The following is a 21,601-nucleotide window of genomic DNA, read 5'->3' as shown; positions in this document are numbered from 1 at the left end:
CATGCTATGTCATCAGGCACACCTGAAGCAACATTCGGGCCAAACAAAAAAATCCCCCATTAACGGACATACATCCATTAACGGGGGAATCGCATACTACCGGCTTACTCCAACATGAGCAGCCTAAGGCAGAAGCGCCTTCAGCGCCGGAGACATCTCCTGCTCCTCCAGCGAAATAAAATTAATCGTTCCTTCCTTATACTTCATTCTCACCACAACTTTCCCCTCTTCGCGGGTGAAATTGCGCCGGTGCTCCAGAATGCCGTTAATCAGGGTTTTGTCTGTAATCTCGACTAGCCGGCTCTCATTTCGGGCTAAGTTCATCCGGGTCTCGGGATCATACCTCATCCCGGAAGGCAGCTCGCTGTGATGGATATCCCTGAACATCTCGGCGGATACGACATCCGCTGCAGTAATTTTGATTTTGGCGGCATAGCCCTTCTGTTCCAGCCAAGCCCCCAGCTCCTGATAGGAGGGGAACCAGTCATAGGAATAATTGACGCTGTTTCCGTATTGATCCGGCTTAAGTCTAACACGGATAGCAGCCCGTGCCCGCTGATCCGAAAACTGATCCTCGTAGGACATATTCAGTATTTCCCGAGTTAGAATGTCCTTGAACTCCTGAACCTCCTGCGGGTCGGAAATAGTGACCGCCTTGTTCAGGTTCCCGAGCCAGATGCTCTCCACATTCTCCTTCATCCGGTAAGTCTGGTAGCGCTCGCGCTTGTAATCTGCATGCTCCATAACCGCCTTCAGCTCCGGCTCGAAGCCTGCCCGCGGAACCAAATACATCCGCTGCAGCGTCCTTCCATTCTTCAACTGGTAAGACAGTACGAAGCGGACCCGTGAAGAGTAGCTGTCGTCCCACACATTCCTCTGCTGTTCCGGTCTCGCCGTGACGACAGCCCGGTGCAGTGCGGTTATTGCTTCGATATACTTCGGGTCTTTGGACCGGATATCATCGACCAGGACTTTGGAGTTCTCATCCCCCTGCGGCTGTGTTAATTGCTCATAATTGCCTCCGGCGAATACCGCAGCCACCTTATCACCCGCCGGAACCCGGTTCTCATATCCGGTTAAGCCGGATACAGGAACATAGAGCAGCAGTCCCAGCAGTGCGCTGTACAGAGCGAATTCAAGCGGCAGCCTGCGGGTTAGGATATGCCAGCTTTTGCGGAGTACCATCTCTGCGGCAAGATAGCCGATCAGCCCTCCGGCCAGGACGCTGCCGATAATCCAGCCCGCCCCCTGCTTGTCGCCGCCAATATAGGCAAGAGCCACAAGCATACTGCACAGCATCACTCCCGCTTTGAACAGCGGATCGAAGTAGGTGAAGGCTACCGCATGTCCGGCCTTCTCGCTATGACGCTTAGGGTACAGTACGAAGCACAACGCCAGGAACACAGCGGTTAGAAGGCCATAGACCCACAGCTCCTTATAGCTGAAAATCGTATAGGACATATCCATCATCCGCAGAATTGGCGACCAAGCTTTATTAGAAAGACTCGGCAGTCCGGACCCGTTCAAGTAGCCATACAGATAACGATTCAGATGCACATTAATAAACTCCAGAAGAGCCGACGGCAGCAGCAGCAGAATGAAGACCGCTACACCCTGAAGAATGGTCTGCCCTGTACATATCCCCACAAACATAGTGAAAACAAACAGGAATAGGTTCAGCACCGTGAGGATCAGACACCAATCCCAAACGTATGATATATGGTAGATGTACATATTGCCGCTCAAAGGCTGAACCAGAGCTGTAATCGCACCCGTGATCCATATCGGCGGCAGCAGCAGAAGCAAACCGCTAAGCATGTGGGAAGACAGCAGATGCGAGCGGCGCAGCGGGAGGCTGTGCATCAGATCCGAGGCCATTCTGGCCTGCAGATAACGGGACAGGAACAGCCCGGCAATCGCCGGAAAAGCCATAATGACAGGCGCTACATCAGCACCCAGGTTGAACAGGCTGCTAATCTGCACACGCTCCCCGGTCAGATCACTATAAGTGAACATTTGCAGCGGAATGAGACATAACAGCACCAGCGTATACAGAATTCCAATCCACCCATGCTGGCGCAGGTTCTGACGGATCAGGCTGGCGTTACAGAATAATCGGCTGTACGTCATAACCGGCACCTCCCATTTCATAAATAAAGATTTCCTCCAGCGTCAGCGGCAGCAGATCGAATACATACGGATCATAGACATGGAAGGCCTGGCTGATTCGTTCCCGCTCACCTTTGACAATATACAGCCTGACACTTCCCCGCTCCTCCCGGTGGAGGATTTGCAGGATGGATTCCAGCGCAGCCGCATGGCGTTCATCGCGGAACGCGACCTGTACCTTATGCGTGTCCGACTTCAGATCATCCAGATCCTTCTCAACCAGCATCCGCCCTTCATGCATAATGCCGACATGATCGCACAGATCCTCAATCTCGCGCAGATTATGCGAGGAGATCAACACCGTAAGCTCACGCTCGGCGACCTCCTGGAACAGGAGATTCTTGATCTGGCGGCGCATCACCGGGTCAAGCCCGTCAATCGGCTCGTCCATGATCAGCACCTCCGGCCTGCAGCTAAGCGCAAGCAGAAGGGCTGCCTGGCGCTGCATCCCCTTGGAGAAGCGGCTGAGCTTGCGCCGGGGATCAAGCCGGAACATGGCAAGCAGCTCGTCATAGCGCTTCTGGCTCCATTCCGGGTAGATGGACTTGTAGAAGGCTGCCATACTCCGGATGGTCGCCTGGGGGAAGAAGTACGGGCTGTCCTGCATGAAGATCATTCTGCGCTTCACTTCCGGCGACTCGTAGACTGGCTGTCCGCCAAGCTTGACCGTGCCTGCATCAGGACTGTAAATCCCGGCAAGCATCTTAAGAAGCGTGGTTTTGCCTGCCCCGTTAGATCCCAGCAATCCGTAAATAGCGCCTTTATGTACAGTCAGCGACAGATTGTCAACCGCCTTATCCCCCTGAAAAATCTTGTTGACCCCGCGTATCTCAATCATGGCTGTTCCCCTCTCTTCTCTGATCCAGCGACTGGCGGTACAAGGCACTGATCTCGCTCTCCGTAAATCCGAGATAGACCGCCTCCGCCATCAGCCGCAGCAGCTCTGTCTTCAGCTCTGCCCGCTTGCTCTCGTTGTGCTCCTGCTGCATGGCGGCTACAAAGTTGCCCTTGCCCTGCAGCGAATAGATATATCCCTCACGCTCCAGCTCCCGGTAAGCCTTTTGGATCGTATTGGGGTTCACCGTGAGCTGTGAGGATAACGCTCTTACCGAAGGCAGCTGTTCATCCGCCCGCAGAATCCCGTGCATAATCATCTCTTTGACCTTGTCGGTCAGCTGCTCATAGATCGGCTTGCGGCTGCGTACATCCAACTCGAACATGACAGTCCTCCTTTCATCTGATACTCCGGCTACTGTATCATAGTGTATTAACTGTACTACTATTATTAATACAGTTGAAGGTTAATGTCAATCATTAACTTTTACTTTGTCTAGTTTTAACGTATCACGCAAATAACCCCCGCCTGCCTGCTATGGACAGATGGGGGGTTATGATTGCTTAGCGGGACTGTTCTATTGAACATGAACGCTGCTGCTACGCCGCTGTCTGCGTTCATCGCTGAACAGGGCAGCGCCTATACCCGGGAGCAGCAGGCAGCCTGCGAACTTATAGGTCTGACTGAACGCATCCACAGCCGCCTGCTGCTGCCTTATTGCCACGGTCCCTGCCTTAGTGCTTGCGGAGTTCGCCGCACTCAGCTCTTGGGTTGTATTATGCTGGAGCACAGTGACGATGATGGCCACACCAAGCACACTCCCCAGCGCCTTCGCCATATTCGTCACCCCAGAGGCTATACCTACCTTATCTTCAGGAACGACCCGGATCGCCGATGACATCACAGGCGCCATCGAGAGCCCCACGCCGAAGCCGGTCACTGCAAGCCGGAGCATCACCGCACCCAGCGTAGAATCGGCCTCTAGTCCGCTCATGGAATAGGTGGCACCGCCAATCAGCACCATTCCCGCTGCGGCGAACAGACTGCTGCCGTATTTCGCAGACAGCGGCCCGGATACAGCCGAGCTGGCGATGGAGCCTAAAGCCATAGTTGAGAGGACCAGCCCTGCCTTCAGCTCCGGTACCCCCATCACCCGGGTCAGATAAAAGGAGGTCAGCAGCGAAATATTCATCAGCGCCGCCCCAAGCACGATCATCGATACCGAGGTACTGTTGAAGGCCCTGATCTTCAGCAGGGACAGGGGCAGCATCGGCTCCTTCCCCTTAGACTGCGTAAGAAAAAAGAACACCAAAAACAACACCCCCGCAGCCATCAGCCCCAGGAACATACGTGAGCTCCAGCCGTAATCCTGCACTTTAATCAGAGCATATGTAATGCAGAACATCCCTCCTGTAATCCCCAGCATTCCGCCATAGTCTATGGACCGCCCTGCTGAATCATCCCGTGACTCCTGAATGAACAAAGCCGTCAGCCCTATACTTAGCAGCCCAAGCGGTACGTTCACAAAAAAAATCCACTCCCAGCTCAGCTTCTGTGTCAGTATTCCGCCAAGTGCCGGACCGCTTGCTGCAGCCACTCCCGAGACGGCCCCCCAGATGCCTATAATCAGCCCGTGCATTTCTTTGGGGAAGGTAGTGGTGCTTAGCGGAATGGTAACCGGCACAATAATGGCGCCCGCCAAGCCTTGAATGATCCTGAACAGAATCAGCATGCCAAGGGAAGTGGAGAGTCCGGCCAGCAGGGAGCTCAGTGTGAACAGCCCCACGCCAATGATAAACACCTTCTTCCGTCCGAACTGATCGGCCAGACGCGAGGCAGTCAGGATGAATACGGCGAATGCCAGGTTATAGCCGTTCATCACCCAGGATACCTGCGACACACTCCCCCCGAACTGGCGGGTCATCTCCGGCAGGGCAATATTAATAATGGTCGTATCCAGCAGCGCCATGAAAAAGCCCAGCACAATCGCCGTAAAGGATAAAGCTCTGCGCATTCCAATCCCCATCTTGTTCATCTCCTGAAATATGAAATAGAGTTCATATTCAGATTATATGAACCACAGTTCATATTTGTCAATCAGAAAATGAACTTGAGTTCAGCTTTTATTGACAGCGTAAAACCGCTCCACTACAATTTGTACTATGAGGGGGACCTTACGATATGAGTGAAACAGAGGACAAGATTAGAACTCCGCAGCAGGAGCGAAGTATACGAACGAAGGAAGCCATTATCCGGGCCGCAATGCAATTGTTCTCAGACAAGGGTTTCCATCAGACGAACACGAAGGAGATTGCAGCTGCGGCCGGGGTGTCGACCGGGAGCTTCTACTCCTATTTCGTGGATAAAAGAGCCGTGTTCATTGAAGTGCTCCACATGTACGGAGATGAGCTGATGACTGAGGTCGAGCGGTCGATGGCCGAGATTAATTTCAATACGATTGAGCGCACGGACCTGATCCTGCATCTGATAGACACGCTTCTGCTCGCGCATAAAGCTTTTATCGGGTATCACAAGGATCTGAACATTATGTATCACAGCGATGAGGCCATCAAGCAGCTGATGGATGCCCAGTACGAGGCCGGCCGTCTTAAGACGCTGACCTATCTTCAGATGGGACAGGATGAACTGAAGACGGAAGATACGGAGGCTGCATCAATCATTGTGTTCGAGTCTGTGAGCGCGATTGTGGACTTCATCTCCTTCTCGCCGCAGCGGATCGCTGTGGACCGGCTGAAGTCAGAGCTGGTTCATATGCTGGTGCAATATCTGTACAAGTAACAGCAGCGTTTTCTATACATTTTTTCGCAAAAAAGAGCAAGCCTTCGGGAACAGATTGTCTCCCGGGCTTGCTCTTTGCTGTTGCTATCGCAGTAATCAGCGTTTATCCTTCCAGAAATTAAGCGGCTCCATATCCTTCGTAATGAGCTTGAAGGTATAGCCATCCTTCTTCAGCTTCTCCAGAATACGCGGCAGCACCTTGAGTGTTGCCTTCTGATCATGCATCAGAATGACCGGATTGGTCTTGGACGCCTTCAGCTTGTTCACCTGATCCATCACGGTGTTATAGATTCTGTCGCTGTTCTGTTTGTATTTCCAGTCATAGGAATCCACATTCCAGTCCCAGAGATGATAGCCCTGCGTCAGGACTTTATCGCGGAAGGACTTGGTGAAATACGGCTTGCTTCCGTATGGCGTACGGATCAGAGTAGTGCTGACTCCGGTCAGCTTCTTCAGCGTTGCATTGGCCCCTGACATCTCGGCAAGCGCCGCTGCCGGGGAAGCATAGAACTTCTCCTGGCGGTGGGTCACACCATGCAGAGCTAAGCCATAGCCTTCCTTGGCAATCCGCTTCACCTGGGCGGGATGCTGGTTCATATTGTTCCCCAGCATGAAGAAGGTCGCCTGTACGTCATATTTGTGCAGGATATCCAGCAGTTCGCCAGTTGTTGCCGACGGGCCGTCGTCGAAGGTCAGATATACGGTCCGGCCCGGTTTGCCCGGCTCACCGGGAGTGACCGGAGTGGCAGGAGTCGTTGGAGCCACCGGAGCCTTCGGCTTCAGGTCGGCAGCATATTTATCGGTAAACGCTGCATCAGTAAGCTGCGCCGAGCCGTCCTTCACACGAAGTAAATATTTATCTCCCGCATAGGAAATGCTATACCCGAGGTACCCGCTGACCTTCAGCGGAGCCATGAGTTTGCCGTCCTGCACAAAAGTGCCCATAGGCACGGTTGTGCCGTCCTTCAGCACCGCACCTCCGTCCTTGCTCAGCAGGGTAAGCGAACCCGTCCCGCCGGCTACGTGAATCCCGTTCGTCAGGCCGGTAAGGGTCCATTTCAGCTCATCCGCAAGTGCACGCAGCGGTACATAATAGGTGCCTTTCACAGAGACAGCTTCAATCGCACTTAATTTATCGTTGACTCCGAGTTTAAGTGTAGTGCTAGTAGCTTTGGCGTTAGCCGGGACCTGCACAAGCCCCATAATTAGGAATAAAGACATGAATAAGAGCAGAATTTTCTTGATGCGCACAGCAGCAGTCTCCAATCTATGTATATTTGTCTATCACTTTATCATATATACTTTTAACGTAATTTGAGAGATTGTAACCGGAAGCTAAAAAATTGTTACCCTTATGCAATGATAAATGAGGGTTCGCCATTATTTTCAGAAAGCACGCAATTCTCGTCGAATGCTGTCACAGCAGGTGTTATACGGTTAAATCAGCGGTTTTTGGCCCAGAATAATTGTGACAAAATTAATAACAATATCGGAATTTTGAACAAAAATTGAACAACCTTAAAATTAGCTAAAGCGCGCCACTACTGTGATCTTTATCATACCCTTATGTACTTGTAACAAATTGCTCACACATATTTAACTTGTTCGCCATTTTTAAGGTCTATTTTATATATTTATACAAAATATGTATTTTGCATTATGGGTAAGTAGTTCTTACTATAGATACAGATCAATGTACTCCCGTTAATGAACGGCGAATGAAAAGTAGTATTGAAGGAAGGAGTTCTATATGAAGAAAAAGGGACCGTTATACGCTTTGTTTCTAAGCCTGATCCTTCTCCTGCCGGGATGCAGCTCAATCGCTGTTTTGAACCCGAAGGGGCCGTCTGCGAGGACGTTATCTGACACCATCTTGCTCTCTATTCTTGTGATGCTCGGGGTTCTGGCTGTTGTCTACATTCTGTATATCTTTGTACTGGTGAAATATCGTGCGAAGAAGAGTAATGAGGGCTACATCCCTGAACATGAGGAAGGCAACAAGGTACTGGAGGCCATCTGGATTATCATCCCGATAATCATCGTAGCCTTCCTGTCCGTTGTTACCGTTAAGACGACTAACGAAGTAGAGAATGTGGCTGCGGACTATCAAGATCAGACTCCGCTGGTCATCTATGCTTCCTCTTCCAACTGGAAATGGCATTTCAGCTACCCTGAGGAAGGGATCGAGACCGTTAACTACGTAAATATGCCGGTGCATCGTGCGGTAGAATTCAGAATGTACTCATTCGGCACCATTACCAGTCTCTGGATTCCACAGCTTGCCGGGCAAAAGTACGCCATGAGCGACATGCTGACAACGCTTCATCTCTCCGCTGATACAGAAGGCTCTTATATCGGAAAGAATGCCAACTTCAGCGGTAAAGGCTTCGCTCACATGGAATTCGAAGCACTTGTCCTGAGTAACAAGGGTTACGAGGACTGGGTGAAGGAAGTGAAGGAAACTGCGCCTAAGCTGACTGAGGAAGAATTCAAGGGCCTGCTGGCCACGGATTACCTCGGACGCAAAACGTATTCCTCCACCCATCTGGAGTTCAGCCCGCCTCCTGGAGACCACGGCGAGCATATGAGCGGCGGCGGCAAGGAGATGGATATGGACAACGGCAATCCGGAGCATCAGGATAACAAGGAAATCCATCCGTCTCCCGAGCCGTCCAGCGGAACGGAATTCGACAGCAAGCCTGATCCGGAAGTCGATCAGCCGCTGCCAAGCTCCCCTGTGGATGAAAGCACACACGAAGGACACTAGCTCTCTGAAGAGCTTAATGCAACACACTGAAAGGAGCTACCCTAATGGATTTAGACAAATTTAAGGTTCACGGCGAACCCTTGATATACGGGGCCATGATCAGTATTGCACTGGCAACCATCGGGATTCTCGTAGGGCTTACCTATTTCAAGAAATGGGGCTATCTGTGGCGCGAATGGCTGACCACGGTTGACCACAAAAAAATCGGGATCATGTACATCCTCGCGGCGCTGCTGATGCTGTTCCGCGGCGGTGTAGATGCGATGATGATGCGTCTGCAGACGGCTGCGCCGGAAATGAAATTCCTCGATGCGCAGCATTACAATGAGGTCTTCACCACCCATGGTCTGATCATGATTCTCTTCATGGCCATGCCGTTCATCATCGGTCTGATGAACGTAATCATTCCGCTGCAGATCGGTGCACGGGACGTTGCCTTCCCGCGTTTGAACGCTGTCAGCTTCTGGCTCTTCTTCATGGGCGCCATGCTGCTGAACATTTCCTTCGTCATCGGCGGATCGCCGGATGCGGGCTGGTCAGCATATTTCCCGCTGGCGAGTCTTGAATTCAGCCCGACCGTAGGGAACAACTACTACTCTCTGGCTCTGCAAATATCCGGTATCGGTACGCTGATCACCGGGGTTAACTTTATCGTAACGATTCTTAAGATGCGCGCACCAGGCATGACGCTGATGAAGATGCCGATGTTCACCTGGTCCGTACTGATCACCAACGTTATTATCGTCTTTGCCTTCCCGGTTCTTACCGTAGCGCTGGCCATGATGATGTTCGACCGCCTCTTCGGCTCCCAGTTCTTCACGATGGCCAACGGCGGGATGGATATGCTCTGGGCCAACCTGTTCTGGGTCTGGGGACATCCGGAGGTCTATATCGTAATCCTTCCGGCGTTCGGTATTTATAGTGAGATTATCGCCACCTTCTCAAAGAAGAACCTGTACGGCTATACCTCCATGGTATTCAGTATGCTGATCATCTCGCTCCTGTCCTTCCTCGTATGGGCGCACCATTTCTATACGATGGGTCAAGGTGCCATGGTCAACAGCTTCTTCTCGATAACAACGATGGCCATAGCAGTACCTACCGGGGTCAAAATATTCAACTGGCTATTCACCCTGCGAAAGGGCAGGATTACCTTCACGACCCCGATGCTGTACACGCTGGCCTTTATCCCGATCTTTACGATCGGCGGGGTAACGGGTGTCATGCTGGCGATGGCCAGCGCCGATTACCAGTATCACAACACGATGTTCCTGGTTGCGCATTTCCACTACGTGCTGATTCCGGGTGCTGTGTTCGCTGTCATCGCCGGGTTCCACTACTGGTTCCCTAAAGTGTTCGGCTTCCGCCTGAATGAACGGCTGGGCAAGCATGCCTTCTGGTGGATCATCATTTCCTTTAACGTAACCTTCTTCCCGCTGTTCTTCCTGGGTCTGATGGGAATGACGCGGCGTATGTATACGTACTCGGAGGAATCAGGCTTCGGTCCGCTCAATATGCTGAGCTTCGTCGGGGCCGTCGGGCTCGCCATCGGCTTCGTGATCCTGGTCTACAATATTTACTGGAGTACCCGCTATATGCCAAGAGATACAACCAACGATCCTTGGGATGGCCGGACACTGGAATGGGCTACGCACAGTCCGATCCCGCTCTACAACTTCGCCATTGTGCCTAAGGTTGAGACGCGCGATGCTCTATGGTCTGCGAAGCACGAGAATATTCCGCTGTATACAGATACTAAATACACCAAGATTCATATGCCAAGCAATACCGGCAAGCCGTTCATACTCGGTGTAGTCTTCTTCTTCCTTGGCTTCTTCCTGGTATTCAGCATGTGGATTCCGGCGATTGTCTCCGGGATTGGAATCCTGGTCGTGCTGGCCTTCATGTCCTTCGATAAGGACCAGGGCTACTACATTCCTGTAGAAGAGATTGCAGCTACAGAAAAGAAACTGATGCGGGGTGAGACTGTATGAAAATAGATGCGTCCAAGCCGCTCGAATATTCAACGGAAGAGAACAGTAACAAGATCTTCGGCTTCTGGGTCTTTCTCGGAGCCGAGATCCCTCTCTTCGCTACGCTGTTCACAGTATATTTCGTAATGGTTAACCGCTATGCCAGCGGACCTAGCGGCAGCGAGCTGTTCGAGATCGGCCCGGTGCTGATGGAGACCTTCCTCCTGCTGTCAAGCTCCTTCACCATCGGTCTGGCTGTCCATGCCATGCGGCATGGCTACAAGAAAGCCATGATGGTCTTCATGGCGATTACGCTGGTGATGGGTCTGGCTTTTGTCGGTATCGAAATCGACGAGTTCTTCACTTATGTGCATGAAGGAGCTACGCTGCAGACCAGCGGTTTCCTCTCCAGTCTGTTCATCCTGCTGGGAACGCATGGTCTTCACGTCAGCTTCGGTCTGCTGTGGGGAATTGGCATTATGATTCAGTTGTGGAAGCGCGGCATTACGCCCGCTACCGCTAACAAAACGTTCATCTTCTCCTTGTTCTGGCACTTCTTAGACGTGGTCTGGATCTTTATCTTCAGCTTCGTCTACCTGAAAGGACTGATGTGACATGATGAAGCAACTATTCCCAATTAAGCATGTGATGGGTTATGTAGCCTCTCTGGTCCTCTCTGCCGCTGCACTGATCGTTATTTACGGAGACCTGTCCTCCAGTGCCAATATGGTTGTACTGCTGGTTACAGCGCTCATACAGGCCTCCTTGCAGCTGTTTGTGTTCATGCACATCGGAGAATCGGCCGATTCCAAAAAAGAATTGTATATCAACATCGCATACGCCATGTTCGTGGCTCTGGTCACGATCTTCGGCACCCTGTTCATCTTCGTATGGGGCTGGTATGCTTAGCCTGTAAGAAGCAGAGGGGCGTTATGCTCCTTCTAGTAATCTACAAGTGGAAACGGCTTTGCCGTCCTTTTAAAGGACGGCACCGTTTCAGCGAGAAATAGAAGGATAATTTATCGTGTGCAACATATAAATTCTTATATTTTAAAAAAAGCGGTCCGTATCCGGTAGATTTACCGGTACGGACCGCTTTTTTTGGATTTTAAAAATTGCCCTCATGATGAGGTTCTACTTTAGCTGAACTATGCTGCTGCTGCTGCCGCTGTCATCCCGCTCCGTATACGCAAGCTGCTTGCCTGAGGGGCTCCATGAGGTGGTCATCGTCCCGTTGCTCTCCGCAATCTGAACGGACTTGTCAGAAGACAGATCGTAGGCATATAAGGTATTCTTCGTTATACCCTTCTCCTCAATAGTTACACTATAGGCGACCAGACGTTGGTCTGGAGACCAGGAGACGGCCCCAAGCTCGGCCCCTTCCACCAGGGTCCGCGGATTCTTACCGTCAGTGCCGCTCAGCAGCAGCGCCTGGGTATTCTCCTTATACTGCAGGATCAGCATTTGTTCTTCGTCCGGTGAAGGGATTACACTGCTGGTACCCGGAATATTCAAGTCAGCCTTCACCTTAGTTTTCAGGTCCAGTGTTTGCAGCGAGTCCTTCGAATTACTGGTGTAATAGATCTTATCCTTGATTTGTCTTACAACACTCAGGCTCTCCCCGCCCAGTCCCTCCACCGGCGCAATCTTCATGGAAGTAGTGGCTGTATAAGCACCGCCGCTGTATGCCGGACCGACTACCGTATCCTTATCCGCCCACTCGGCCCCCATTGCCCCCGCAATGGCATCGCCCTTGATGGTGAAGGTCTTTTTGGAACCCAGATCCATCACATTGTAGGCAGGGTCACCCAAGGAGAATTCACTATAGAGCAGAAATAACTGGTCGGCGGACAGCTTAGCATCCCCCAGCATCATGTTCGCCTTCTCTGTAATCAATTCGTATTCGCCGCTATCCAGGTGGAAGAAATACAGGCTCTGCGGATAGGAACCTTTCAGCTCTCCCGAGCCGATCGGCCCAAGCTTATCGTTCGCCTTGGACACGACAATGGTTTGATCATCTTTCCAGTCGGAAATCGCGATTTGCTCATACTGCTTAACTTCCCCAACCTTTACGCCAGCAGCTTCAGCAGGTACCGGTGTAGCCTTCGGTCCTTCCGTCGGCTGGGCAGAAGCTTCTACAGGAGCCGCAGTTGGCTGTGGAGTGGGGCTAACCGCCGGAGCATCAGCCTGATTGGAGCTGCAAGCTGCAAGTGTCATTAACAAGGCTGGAACTACCGCCAGCTTCCATGTTCGGGTATTCATTATAGAGACCGCCTCCTTCAGGTTAATACTAATACGTTCAAAAGCCCGGCTCCGCTGAGGATGCCCGCGAATCTCCAGGGTTCCTCGGCCGGATCGGGCCAGGTTAATATCTATTATAGCAGTTACAGCCGGAACCTTGCCAGATGCTTCTGCAGGTCCTCGGCCAAGGTAGCCAGGTACTGTGCCGAGGAGGACATCTCTCCCATCGCGGTCAGTTGCTCCAGGCTTGCTTCGCTGGTGCTCTGAAGGTATGCGGCGCCTTTGCGCGAGATTTCGTTCACCGTCGACATGGACTTGGCTGCTTCCTCCGATTCCTGTGCGACATGACCGATAACCTCTGTAATCTGTTCAGTCTGCTCACTGGCGGCCTGAATGGAGGTCTGGATCGCTGTAAAGGCTTCCGATACCACTTCGCTCTGCGCTACACCATGAGAGACAATACCGGAGCCTTGCTCCATCGATTCTACGGCACTGGCGGTCTGCTGACGGATGTGATTAATAATCTCCGTAATCTGCAGCGAGCTGGTTCCGGTAGCCTCCGCCAGCTTGCGGATCTCACCGGCTACTACAGCGAAGCCACGGCCATGCTCTCCCGCCCGGGCGGCTTCAATGGAAGCATTCAGGGACAACAGATTGGTCTGGGTCGCAATCTCATTAATGGTTGTAATAATGGTGTTAATCTCTTCAGACAGGCTGCCAAGATTGCCGACAATCTGCCGGCTCTCCGAGACACTGGAGTCAATCTCCCGCATCTGGGCCAGAATCTGTTCTACTGCGTACACACCGCGTTCCGTGGAGGAGGCAGCCTGCTCCATCAGGCGGGTCATTTCGTTACCGCTATGCCGGGCTTCGGCAATCTCATAGGACATCGTCCGCACAGACTGCGTAGTACGGGTAATGCTCTCCGCCTGCACATCGAATCCGGTTGCGATCTCGCCTGACGTCTCAGCGATGATCTGTGAGGCGTGTGCGGTCTGGTCGGCACTGGCACTCATCTGCTGGGAGGAGGCCGAGAGAATCTCGGCGCTCTCCGAGACGCCGCGCATCATATTTTTCAACCCGTCCAGCATGGTATTGAACGAGGTATTAATCTGGCCGATCTCATCCCTGGAGCGGTAAGCGGCAGAGGCCGTCAGATCTCCTTCTTCCGCCCGCTTCATCAGCCCCTGCAATTCCTTCAGCGGCCCTGTAATCAATCTGGTGATGATCACACTTAGGACAATACTGAGCAGCAAGGCCAGTGCAATCAGAACGCTGCTTAGCGTAACAGAGCTCTTGGCACTGTCAGCCGTACGCGTATTATGGGCAGACGCATCCTGAATGAATAACGTCGCTGTCTCTTCAAGCAGCCGGACCATTTTGTCACGCAGCTCATTAAAGGTCTGGCCCGTGAACACCTGATATCCTTCGTCGTTAAGATCGTTTTCGGCCAGGTGGATAATATTATCACGCTGTGAGCGGTAGTCCGGCAGCAGCAGGGTATATTCGTTCACATAAGCAGCAATCTTCTCATTGTTAAATTCAATCTTCCTCAGTTCGGCCATCAGCTCATTGTTCGTCTGGATGTTCTCCTGAATTCTCGCCTTCAGCTCCTGCTTCTTGGCGTCATCCGTGGTAATCAGATCCTCCAGCAGAAAAGACTCAATGGCCCGGTTGTTCCCGCGGATCTCCGTTACGAAATAAATCGGCTGCAGGTTCTGCCTGTAAGTCTCTTCAGACCTGTCCGCCATTCTGGTTGTCGTCAGAATACCTGTGGTTCCGATCCCGATCAGCAGTAGGATAACCACCGCTATCAGTACAATCATTTTATGCTTAATCTTCAGATGTCTCATTTCCCGTTATCCCGCCTTCTCGAATCTAGCTGTAACCTTATTTATCGGAGAATAACATCGAATTGTTGATGGCCCTGCTAAAAAAAATGTCGAAAAAAGAAGAAAAATATCGTTTTAGTAAAGCGCTATCTATTAATTATAATTCCATTCGCTCTTGAAGCAAGCCATATTTCTTGCGGAATCTCTGCAGCACCTTGGTCCAGCCTCCGGCCAGCACCGCTAAGAAGAATACATTCGACAAGGCATGGGCCAGATCGAAATAAAAGCTCGCGGCAAACGTAACGGCAACCAGCCGCCAGCTAAAGGCATCCGGCAGACTGAGCAGGACCCAGATATTCATAATCCAGCCGAACAGGAACCCCCAGATGAAGCCAAACACCAGCAGCCCGGCCCGCCTGCGCAATAGCCAGCTCCTCCGCAGCCACCCGGCTGTAAGTCCGGTCATGCCCCAGGCAAACATCTGCCATGGTGTCCAGGGACCCTGCCCGAAGTAAATATTCGAGACCAGCGCGGCGACTGCACCGATGACGAATCCCGCCTCTGCCCCGAAGACATAAGCGGAGAGGATGACAACGGCCGACACAGGCTTTACCCCCGGCAATGCGGCAAAAGGAATACGGCTGACCGCAGCAATAGCGGACAACACCGCCAGCAGCACAAGTTCACGGGACTGGAGCGGGCGGCGCTCCAGCCGGATGAACAGCGGCAGGAGAGCGGCCAGCAGCAGCACCACGCTAAGCAGCACATAATGCCGGTCAGTGAATGCTGCGGTAAGCGCAAGACCCGAGATGAAGAGTCCCAGGGCGATTAGCAGCGGTATGCGGAAGCGGGCCATGTGCGAATCACATCCTCTATTGTCAATGCCTGCGGCAGCCAGTCCCGCACCATCCGGTTGACTGCCGTGGTATAGAAGTAATTACTGCTGAAGAACTCAGCCGGTGTGCCCTCCGCCGTAATTCCCCCATCGAACAGGAGCGCGCAGCGCGTAGCATGCTTAGCCGCGAACTCTACATCATGCGTTACGATAAGAATACTGATCCCCTGCCCGCGCAATTGCTGAAGCAGGGCGGCCAGCCTGTCTTTGGCGGCCGGATCAAGCCCCTTGGTCGGCTCATCCAGCAGCAAAATATCCGGCTTCATGAGCAGCATCATGGCAAGCGCGGTCTGCTGCTGCTGGCCGCCGCTGAGATCATGCGGATGGCTCTGCAGCACCTCCCGGAGCTGAAACACTTCGAGCAAAGCCTCAATCCGGCTTGCTGCTGCCTCGGGGGATAACCCGGCGTAGCTGCCCATATGCTGCAGCTCCTCAGCCACTGTATCATAACTGAAATAGAGCAGCGGGTTCTGCGCCAGCAGGCCGGTAGTCTTGCCCTTGGCCAGCTCTATCTTGCCGCGCTGCGGCTTCATCAGCCCGTTCAGCACATGCAGCAGGGTGGACTTGCCTGCGCCGTTCCCGCCCATGACTGCCAGGAGCTCCCCCTGCTTAAGTGTCAGCGAGAGCTTCCTCAGGACCTCCCGGCCCTCCTTCTCATACCGAAAGGTCACTTCGCGGCAGGTGAGCAGAGACTCCGCCACGGCAGCCTGGAACCCCTCGGAAGAGGACTTCATGGATGCTGAAGGCCCATTCAAGTTATTAACCAGCTCAGCGCCTGTACCAGCATCCGTTCCAGCCTTCAAGGTAGGCAGCCAGCGTCTGCCCTCGCGCACGGTCAGCGGAATATTCTCCGGCACAGCCGGATCCGCTTCCGGAGCGAGTGACAAGTACAGGCGTGAGGCGGCTGGCAGGTAACGCCCAGCCGAAGTCAAGGCCCCGCTGCCGGTCTGACAAGCGAACAGGCGGGGAGCGGCATCTGCCAGCAGCTTACCGTCTTCCAGCATCAGCACACGATCCGCCAGCGGCAGCACCTCCTCCAGCCTGTGCTCGCTGATGATCACCGTGACCGCCATTTCCTCGTTCAGCCGCTGCAGCGCCATAATGAATTCCCGCGCAGCAACAGGATCAAGCTGAGAGGTAGGCTCATCCAGCAGGAGCACCTTGGGCTGAAGCAGCAGTACTGAGGCCAGGTTCATGAGCTGCTTTTGTCCGCCTGACAGCTCATGTACCGGACGGTAGAGCAGCGGCTCCAGCCCGAACAAACCGCAGATCTCTGCCAGCCGGGTCCGCATGACAGCAGGCGGCAGCCCCAGATTCTCCATGGAGAAGGCCAGCTCATGCCAGACTGTATCCATCACGATCTGTGCATCCGGGTTCTGGAAGACCATCCCGATCTCCCCGGCAGCCACCGCTGCCGGAAGCCCGGACAGAGGCTGCCCTTTGTAGGTCAAGGTTCCGCTGGTTGAACCTACCGGGGCGAGCTCCCGCTTCAGATGGCGCAGCAGGGTGGTTTTGCCGCTGCCGGACGGGCCGCAGAGCACGACAAATTCACCCTCTTCTATGACGAACGATAGCTCATGGAGTGTGTCTTTGTCTTCTTCAGGGTATCGGAAGGATAATTGCTGTGCTTTGAGGATCTCCATAACCATTTCTCCTTTCCTTCCAGCCCCGCAGGAATGAGCACGAACAGGCAGAAGCTGCCGTACATGACGGCCTCCTGCCAGCCGAATTCCGCCGGTCTCATCCGCGGATAAATCTCCAGCTTGCCGTAGCCCTGCACCCAGAACAGCAGCGTAACCACACTGCTAACGGTTAACAGCAGCATCACCAGCTTATCCTGCAAATCGGCCTTGTATATCGTGTAAGTGCTGCGTTTAGTGCTGCCGTATCCGCGGGCTGTCATGGAGTCTCCAGTCTGTAGGGCTTCCTCCAGCGACCAGGTCAGCAGCACTTTGAGCAGCGTCATTCCGTCTGTCATTCTTTTCTTAAGGCTTCCCGTACCGGTATCTACCCCGCGCAGACGCTGGATCAGCGTAATCTGGCGCAGCCGCCGCTGGAACAGCGGCACGAACCGGATGGCCATCAGCGTCAGCAACGCCATTCTCGGCGCAGCCGCCGCGAACAGGTACATGAATTTATCAGTGGTTACCGTGTAATTGTAGGATATAAACCAGATAAAAATAGTAAGCAGCATTGTCATCATCATCAGTCCATAAAGCACAGCTTCCAGTGTAATAGGCTGATCCAGCCAGTAGAACAGAATATGCGCTCCTCTATGCGAGAATAGCGGGTTCAGCAAAGCCACGGAAGCTGCCATCAGCAGCATAAAAGGCAAGCCGCGCACAAGCAGCCGCCCTTGTCCCTGCAACAGCAGCAACGCCAGCAGTCCGGCTATCTCTGTAGCCAGAAATAACGGATGGAAGATCAGCAGGGCGAATAGCAGCAGCCCTGTATAATACAGCAGGGCTACTACCGGATGCATGGAACGGAAGCCGCTGCTCATGGCGCCTTGGCCCCCAGGTCTTTGCCTAGATCAAGCGTATACAGCCACTCGATGGTATCTCCGGGCTCCACGATCCAGCTGCCTGCAGCCTTGGACGGAAATTCTCCATTCACCTTGTACATCCAGCCGCTCTCTGCCCCGTGATCACTCTCATACAAATTATCTATACCTTCCACGTAAGCAAATGCCTTGCTGCCCTGATATTCCATCTGGATCTTCTGCCCCCGTGTAATCCGCTTCAGCAGGTCCAGCACACTCTCTCCCTGCTTGATCTCATACTGGGCGGCGGCCAGAATCACACCATGCTCCTCATCTCCGGTGATGGAGAGGGTGACCACGTTGTCCGGCTTGGGTGTAACTGCCGGAGAATGCGTGGCGGCTGGCGGCTTGATTGTGGCCGCCGGGGGCTGCGCCGCCGCTGCGTTTGGCGGCGCCTGGGTCTTGGCGGGCTCGCTCCTGCCCGACGATGGCTGCGCCGCCGCTGCGTTTGGCGGCGCCTGGGTCTTGGCGGGCTCGCTCCTGCCCGCCGATGGCTGCGCCGCCGCTGCGCTTGGCGGCGCCTGGGTCTTGGCGGGCTCGCTCCTGCCCGCCGGGGGCTGCGCCGCCGCTGCGCTTGGCGGCGCCTGGGTCTTGGCGGGCTCGCCCCTGCCCGCCTGCGCTGGAGCTGCCGTACCATCCGCAGGGGCGGATGGTACGGCAGTGCCCTCAGCGGCTCCCGGCAGCGGAGCCGCTTCGTCTCCAGGCCGCGGCGTCTGCGCGGCCGGGGTCCCGGCGGGCGGCTGCGTGCCGCCGCCTGCCTGATCCGGCTGCGCAGAGGAGCAGCCGGAGAGCAGCAATACCATCAGCAGGAGAAGCAGCGGAGCCAGCCTTCCCCGGCCTCTTTTGACTAGATTGAACATTACCTGCACACCTCCACAAAAAGGGAAAAGAACGGGGGCAGTCAGCCTGTTCCCCGTTCCTTCATACACCTTATGCTTACTTTTCAACACATATCCAAACGAAATCCAAGTAAATCCGTCACTCTAACGAGCCTTCTACGCTTCGGCAACCCTATACGCCTCAAGGGCTCACGCACGGATGCTTTAGTTGGATTTTCTACACTTAATTATCCTGATTACGCATCTGGACAGCAATTAGTTGGATTTACAGCATCTAATTCTGCCCATACCTCATCCTTCAGCAGCTTCAGACCTGAATAAGTGTCATTTACCCAACTAGGTCCCGCTCTTCAGCAAATCAGGCCAAATTAGATGTCAATTATCCACTTATCGCCGGCCCCAACGAGCAGTACTAACGAGCAGTACCAGCGTGCAGTACAGTCAGCTCCCAACCAACTAAGAACTATGGCAATCTAACCGCTACAGCAGCAGCCATCTCACGGGTTACCACAGCAGTAGGCTCAAATGCGCCGCCGGTGCCGCTCATATATCCAAGTCCCGTTACCGTGCGGACAGCGGACAATGCATAGTCACTAATTTTATCTTCGTCGCTGAACTTACCAGCGCCTGCTCCGGCTCCAGCTGCATCCAGCTTAAAAGCTCTAACCATCATCACAGCCATATCCTGGCGCGTAACCAGCCCGTCCGGTTTGAACGTCGTGGCGCTCACGCCGCTGATGATTCCAAGCTCTTTCGCGCGGTTCACTGTTCCATAATACCATGTACCCGCCTTAACATCACTGAAGGCCCCAGCGGAAGACGCCGCAGACGGCTCGTTCCCGGTTAAGCGCAGCAGCAGTGCTGCAAATTCAGCACGAGTAATATTCTTTTTCGGTGCAAACAGCAGACTGCCCTCACTCACACCATTCATCAGCTTGCGGTCATACGCCGTGTATACCGACTCCAGCGCCCAAGGCGAGATCGACTTCACATCGGCAAAAGCCGGACGGTCCGCCGCCGCAGAAGCCACCGTTACCGGGACCGTATGACGGACAACTGCTGGGGTTTTATCCTTCAGATATCCCGTAACCGTCAGGGTATATTTATTCGCCGGCAGACCTCCGACCACAACAGCCACGCCCGCAGCATCTGTAACTGCTGTTTTACCGCCGATGGTTACCTGTACGCCTGCTGCCGGTGAAGTTACCGGATCAGAGGTGAAGGTCGCCTCATTCCATACCCATTGCTTCTGGGTTACCTGCACCTTCAGCTCTTGTCCAGGCTGCGGCTGTGCGGGAGTCACGGTTACGGCATCAACCACCTGCGTGTTGTCCCCGCCATAATAGACTACTATGCGGTCATTCTCCTCCAGCGCGAAATCGCCCATCCCTACACTTGGATAGATCCATGCTCCGCCGCGGGCAACCACATACATCCAGCCATCATATCCGCCAAAAGTACCCGCAATCACGCCGCCGATCCCCGTCACATAATTGCCTGCTTCATTGACCAGGGCCAGGCGCTTAGCGGCGGCTGTCTTTTCCAGTGCCTTAAGTACATTTCCGGCGTACACGCTGCCCTCAGCCAAGGTTCCATTTGGACCTTCCACAGTAACCGAGACACTTACCTGAGGATTCTTCACTGGTGTGCCGCTAAAATCAAAGAGCTTGCCGCCTGTACCAAACAGCTTGTACGCTACCAAAGCCTCCAGAGCCTGCTCCGTTGAGAGCGGATTGGAGCTGCCGCCCGCAGTGTGGACGAATCCGCCACCCTCTGCGCTGAAGCTCAGCAGCTTGCTGACCAGATTGATCTGGCCTTTGGTGTACTCTGCTCCCGCCGGATCAATGCCGAAGGCAGACAGACCGATAATGGCCTGAGCCACACTCTCGCTGCTGTCGCCATATCCGCCGTTCTTGTCCTGTGCCTTAGCCAGCCAGGCTGCCGCCCGCTGACCAGCAGTATTCACGGCTGCTTCCTGCTTGTGTCCAGCCAGTGCATTCAGCGTCATCGCTGTCATATCCGGATCACTCGCACCCGTGGTCAGGGTGAAGCCGCCGTCCGGGTTTTGCTTCGCCAGAATCTCTGCCAGCAGCTTAGACTGTGTCCATTTCGCATTTGCCGGGATTGTATAACTGCCGGAATCCAGAGCCAGCAGTGCATAGACCGGATTATTCAGCGTCTGGCCGGTAATTGCCTCGTGATTGTAGAGCTTCTCGATCAGGTTATAGCCTGCCACCTTCTCAGGGTCGCCGCCCAGTGCCTTAACAGCAAGTGTGATGCGGGCATAGTCCGTAGCTCTGGCAAAAACACCCTTAGCCTCACTCAGCTTACCTTCAAGCGCCTTCAGATAGCTGGCTGGAACCTTGTAGCCTGCTTGTGCAAGGCCAATCGCCTGCCAGTCCGACTGGACTCCGTTCTTCAGCATGTATTCTGCAGTAGCATAGACCGCAGCGGTCACACTGGCTGCCTCACTTGCGGGCAGAGCGGATACCGCCGGTGCGGAAGTTCCGCCTGCCTGTGCAGCAGCAGCTTGTCCTGCCGGGGCTACGGCTGCTCCCAGCAGTGCAAACAGCATGATAACAGCAAGTCCCAACCGTGTGAACCTGAATGATAGAGAATGGTTCTTCATAACTAACCTCTTTCCTGAAATAGAATGGATAAATCCTGCTTCCTTACGCAGATAGAGCAGCAACCTAAAGACCGCCCTAT

General features: G+C 53.8%; 17 protein-coding genes. 5 read left to right on the top strand and 12 right to left on the bottom strand.

Annotated elements, in window-relative coordinates; genetic code table 11:
* Positions 1 to 123: 123 nt before the first annotated feature.
* From NST04_RS27280 to NST04_RS27265, 4 genes are all read right to left on the bottom strand, one after another.
* Positions 124 to 2,130, bottom strand: a complete 2,007-nt coding sequence (locus NST04_RS27280; protein WP_341187070.1) for a DUF6449 domain-containing protein — start codon at positions 2,128 to 2,130, stop codon at positions 124 to 126.
* Complete coding sequence (locus NST04_RS27275) at positions 2,105 to 3,007, bottom strand: ABC transporter ATP-binding protein (RefSeq protein WP_341187069.1); 903 nt, start codon at positions 3,005 to 3,007, stop codon at positions 2,105 to 2,107. Before NST04_RS27275 ends, NST04_RS27280 begins: the two co-directional genes overlap by 26 nt.
* Positions 3,000 to 3,389 carry a GntR family transcriptional regulator gene (locus NST04_RS27270; RefSeq protein ID WP_341018873.1) on the bottom strand — a complete coding sequence of 130 codons (390 nt, stop codon included), beginning with the start codon at positions 3,387 to 3,389 and terminating at the stop codon, positions 3,000 to 3,002. The genes NST04_RS27275 and NST04_RS27270 overlap by 8 nt, the downstream gene beginning before the upstream one ends.
* A 192-nt stretch (positions 3,390 to 3,581) precedes the next feature.
* On the bottom strand, positions 3,582 to 5,030 hold the full coding sequence (locus NST04_RS27265) for an MFS transporter (RefSeq protein WP_341187068.1): 1,449 nt from the start codon (positions 5,028 to 5,030) through the stop codon (positions 3,582 to 3,584).
* A gap of 155 nt (positions 5,031 to 5,185) precedes the next feature.
* On the opposite strand from NST04_RS27265, the gene NST04_RS27260 reads away from it, so the two are divergent.
* A complete protein-coding gene (locus NST04_RS27260; RefSeq protein WP_341187067.1) occupies positions 5,186 to 5,803 on the top strand; it encodes a TetR/AcrR family transcriptional regulator in 618 nt (205 codons plus the stop codon).
* Positions 5,804 to 5,899: 96 nt separating this feature from the next.
* On the opposite strand, the gene NST04_RS27255 is transcribed toward NST04_RS27260, so the two are convergent.
* Positions 5,900 to 7,054, bottom strand: coding sequence for a polysaccharide deacetylase family protein (locus tag NST04_RS27255; RefSeq protein WP_341187066.1), 1,155 nt, complete (start codon positions 7,052 to 7,054; stop codon positions 5,900 to 5,902).
* A gap of 499 nt (positions 7,055 to 7,553) precedes the next feature.
* On the opposite strand from NST04_RS27255, the gene qoxA reads away from it, so the two are divergent.
* From qoxA to qoxD, 4 genes are read left to right on the top strand one after another with little or no spacing between them, the layout of a single operon-like run.
* Entirely contained in the window at positions 7,554 to 8,570 is a 1,017-nt protein-coding gene (gene qoxA / locus NST04_RS27250) for a cytochrome aa3 quinol oxidase subunit II (protein ID WP_341187065.1), read from the top strand.
* Positions 8,571 to 8,614: 44 nt separating this feature from the next.
* Positions 8,615 to 10,564, top strand: a complete 1,950-nt coding sequence (gene qoxB / locus NST04_RS27245) for a cytochrome aa3 quinol oxidase subunit I (RefSeq protein ID WP_076157033.1) — start codon at positions 8,615 to 8,617, stop codon at positions 10,562 to 10,564.
* Positions 10,561 to 11,157: a cytochrome aa3 quinol oxidase subunit III gene (qoxC, locus tag NST04_RS27240; protein WP_036693560.1), complete on the top strand. Its 597-nt coding sequence runs from the start codon at positions 10,561 to 10,563 to the stop codon at positions 11,155 to 11,157. Before qoxB ends, qoxC begins: the two co-directional genes overlap by 4 nt.
* A 1-nt stretch (position 11,158) precedes the next feature.
* The gene (qoxD, locus tag NST04_RS27235; protein ID WP_036731442.1) at positions 11,159 to 11,452 is read left to right on the top strand and encodes a cytochrome aa3 quinol oxidase subunit IV; all 294 of its coding nucleotides are present in this window, start codon (positions 11,159 to 11,161) and stop codon (positions 11,450 to 11,452) included.
* 225 nt (positions 11,453 to 11,677) lie between these two features.
* Here the strand turns inward: qoxD and NST04_RS27230 are convergent, their stop codons facing one another.
* The 7 genes from NST04_RS27230 to NST04_RS27200 form a co-directional block, all read right to left on the bottom strand.
* Positions 11,678 to 12,805 carry a hypothetical protein gene (locus NST04_RS27230; protein ID WP_341187064.1) on the bottom strand — a complete coding sequence of 376 codons (1,128 nt, stop codon included), beginning with the start codon at positions 12,803 to 12,805 and terminating at the stop codon, positions 11,678 to 11,680.
* A 122-nt stretch (positions 12,806 to 12,927) separates the two neighbouring features.
* Complete coding sequence (locus NST04_RS27225) at positions 12,928 to 14,637, bottom strand: methyl-accepting chemotaxis protein (protein WP_341187063.1); 1,710 nt, start codon at positions 14,635 to 14,637, stop codon at positions 12,928 to 12,930.
* A 136-nt stretch (positions 14,638 to 14,773) separates the two neighbouring features.
* A complete protein-coding gene (locus tag NST04_RS27220) occupies positions 14,774 to 15,472 on the bottom strand; it encodes an ECF transporter S component (RefSeq protein ID WP_341187062.1) in 699 nt (232 codons plus the stop codon).
* The gene (locus tag NST04_RS27215) at positions 15,445 to 17,154 is read right to left on the bottom strand and encodes an ABC transporter ATP-binding protein (protein ID WP_341187061.1); all 1,710 of its coding nucleotides are present in this window, start codon (positions 17,152 to 17,154) and stop codon (positions 15,445 to 15,447) included. Before NST04_RS27215 ends, NST04_RS27220 begins: the two co-directional genes overlap by 28 nt.
* Positions 17,070 to 18,014 (bottom strand): energy-coupling factor transporter transmembrane component T, encoded by a 945-nt coding sequence (locus tag NST04_RS27210; protein ID WP_341187060.1) that lies wholly within the window; start codon positions 18,012 to 18,014, stop codon positions 17,070 to 17,072. Before NST04_RS27210 ends, NST04_RS27215 begins: the two co-directional genes overlap by 85 nt.
* Positions 18,011 to 18,913: a DUF4430 domain-containing protein gene (locus tag NST04_RS27205; RefSeq protein ID WP_341187059.1), complete on the bottom strand. Its 903-nt coding sequence runs from the start codon at positions 18,911 to 18,913 to the stop codon at positions 18,011 to 18,013. The genes NST04_RS27210 and NST04_RS27205 overlap by 4 nt, the downstream gene beginning before the upstream one ends.
* A 442-nt stretch (positions 18,914 to 19,355) precedes the next feature.
* Positions 19,356 to 21,521, bottom strand: coding sequence for an S-layer homology domain-containing protein (locus tag NST04_RS27200; RefSeq protein WP_341187058.1), 2,166 nt, complete (start codon positions 21,519 to 21,521; stop codon positions 19,356 to 19,358).
* Between the last annotated feature and the right edge of the window lie 80 nt (positions 21,522 to 21,601).

The sequence above is a fragment of the Paenibacillus sp. FSL H7-0756 genome, from assembly GCF_038006765.1.
Lineage (GTDB): Bacteria > Bacillota > Bacilli > Paenibacillales > Paenibacillaceae > Paenibacillus_AQ.
The sequence above is the reverse complement of the archived record's forward strand: the minus strand, read 5'-3'. Positions and strand labels throughout refer to the sequence as shown.

Bases quoted from the DNA above. Each gene is read 5' to 3' on its own strand.
- NST04_RS27220 (WP_341187062.1), bottom strand. From the start codon at position 15,472: ATGGCCCGCTTCCGCATACCGCTGCTAATCGCCCTGGGACTCTTCATC.
- NST04_RS27230 (WP_341187064.1), bottom strand. From the start codon at position 12,805: ATGAATACCCGAACATGGAAGCTGGCGGTAGTTCCAGCCTTGTTAATG.
- qoxA (WP_341187065.1), top strand. From the start codon at position 7,554: ATGAAGAAAAAGGGACCGTTATACGCTTTGTTTCTAAGCCTGATCCTT.
- NST04_RS27265 (WP_341187068.1), bottom strand. From the start codon at position 5,030: ATGGGGATTGGAATGCGCAGAGCTTTATCCTTTACGGCGATTGTGCTG.
- qoxD (WP_036731442.1), top strand. From the start codon at position 11,159: ATGATGAAGCAACTATTCCCAATTAAGCATGTGATGGGTTATGTAGCC.
- NST04_RS27205 (WP_341187059.1), bottom strand. From the start codon at position 18,913: ATGTTCAATCTAGTCAAAAGAGGCCGGGGAAGGCTGGCTCCGCTGCTT.
- qoxB (WP_076157033.1), top strand. From the start codon at position 8,615: ATGGATTTAGACAAATTTAAGGTTCACGGCGAACCCTTGATATACGGG.
- NST04_RS27270 (WP_341018873.1), bottom strand. From the start codon at position 3,389: ATGTTCGAGTTGGATGTACGCAGCCGCAAGCCGATCTATGAGCAGCTG.
- NST04_RS27225 (WP_341187063.1), bottom strand. From the start codon at position 14,637: ATGAGACATCTGAAGATTAAGCATAAAATGATTGTACTGATAGCGGTG.
- NST04_RS27215 (WP_341187061.1), bottom strand. From the start codon at position 17,154: ATGGAGATCCTCAAAGCACAGCAATTATCCTTCCGATACCCTGAAGAA.
- qoxC (WP_036693560.1), top strand. From the start codon at position 10,561: ATGAAAATAGATGCGTCCAAGCCGCTCGAATATTCAACGGAAGAGAAC.
- NST04_RS27210 (WP_341187060.1), bottom strand. From the start codon at position 18,014: ATGAGCAGCGGCTTCCGTTCCATGCATCCGGTAGTAGCCCTGCTGTAT.
- NST04_RS27275 (WP_341187069.1), bottom strand. From the start codon at position 3,007: ATGATTGAGATACGCGGGGTCAACAAGATTTTTCAGGGGGATAAGGCG.
- NST04_RS27260 (WP_341187067.1), top strand. From the start codon at position 5,186: ATGAGTGAAACAGAGGACAAGATTAGAACTCCGCAGCAGGAGCGAAGT.
- NST04_RS27280 (WP_341187070.1), bottom strand. From the start codon at position 2,130: ATGACGTACAGCCGATTATTCTGTAACGCCAGCCTGATCCGTCAGAAC.
- NST04_RS27200 (WP_341187058.1), bottom strand. From the start codon at position 21,521: ATGAAGAACCATTCTCTATCATTCAGGTTCACACGGTTGGGACTTGCT.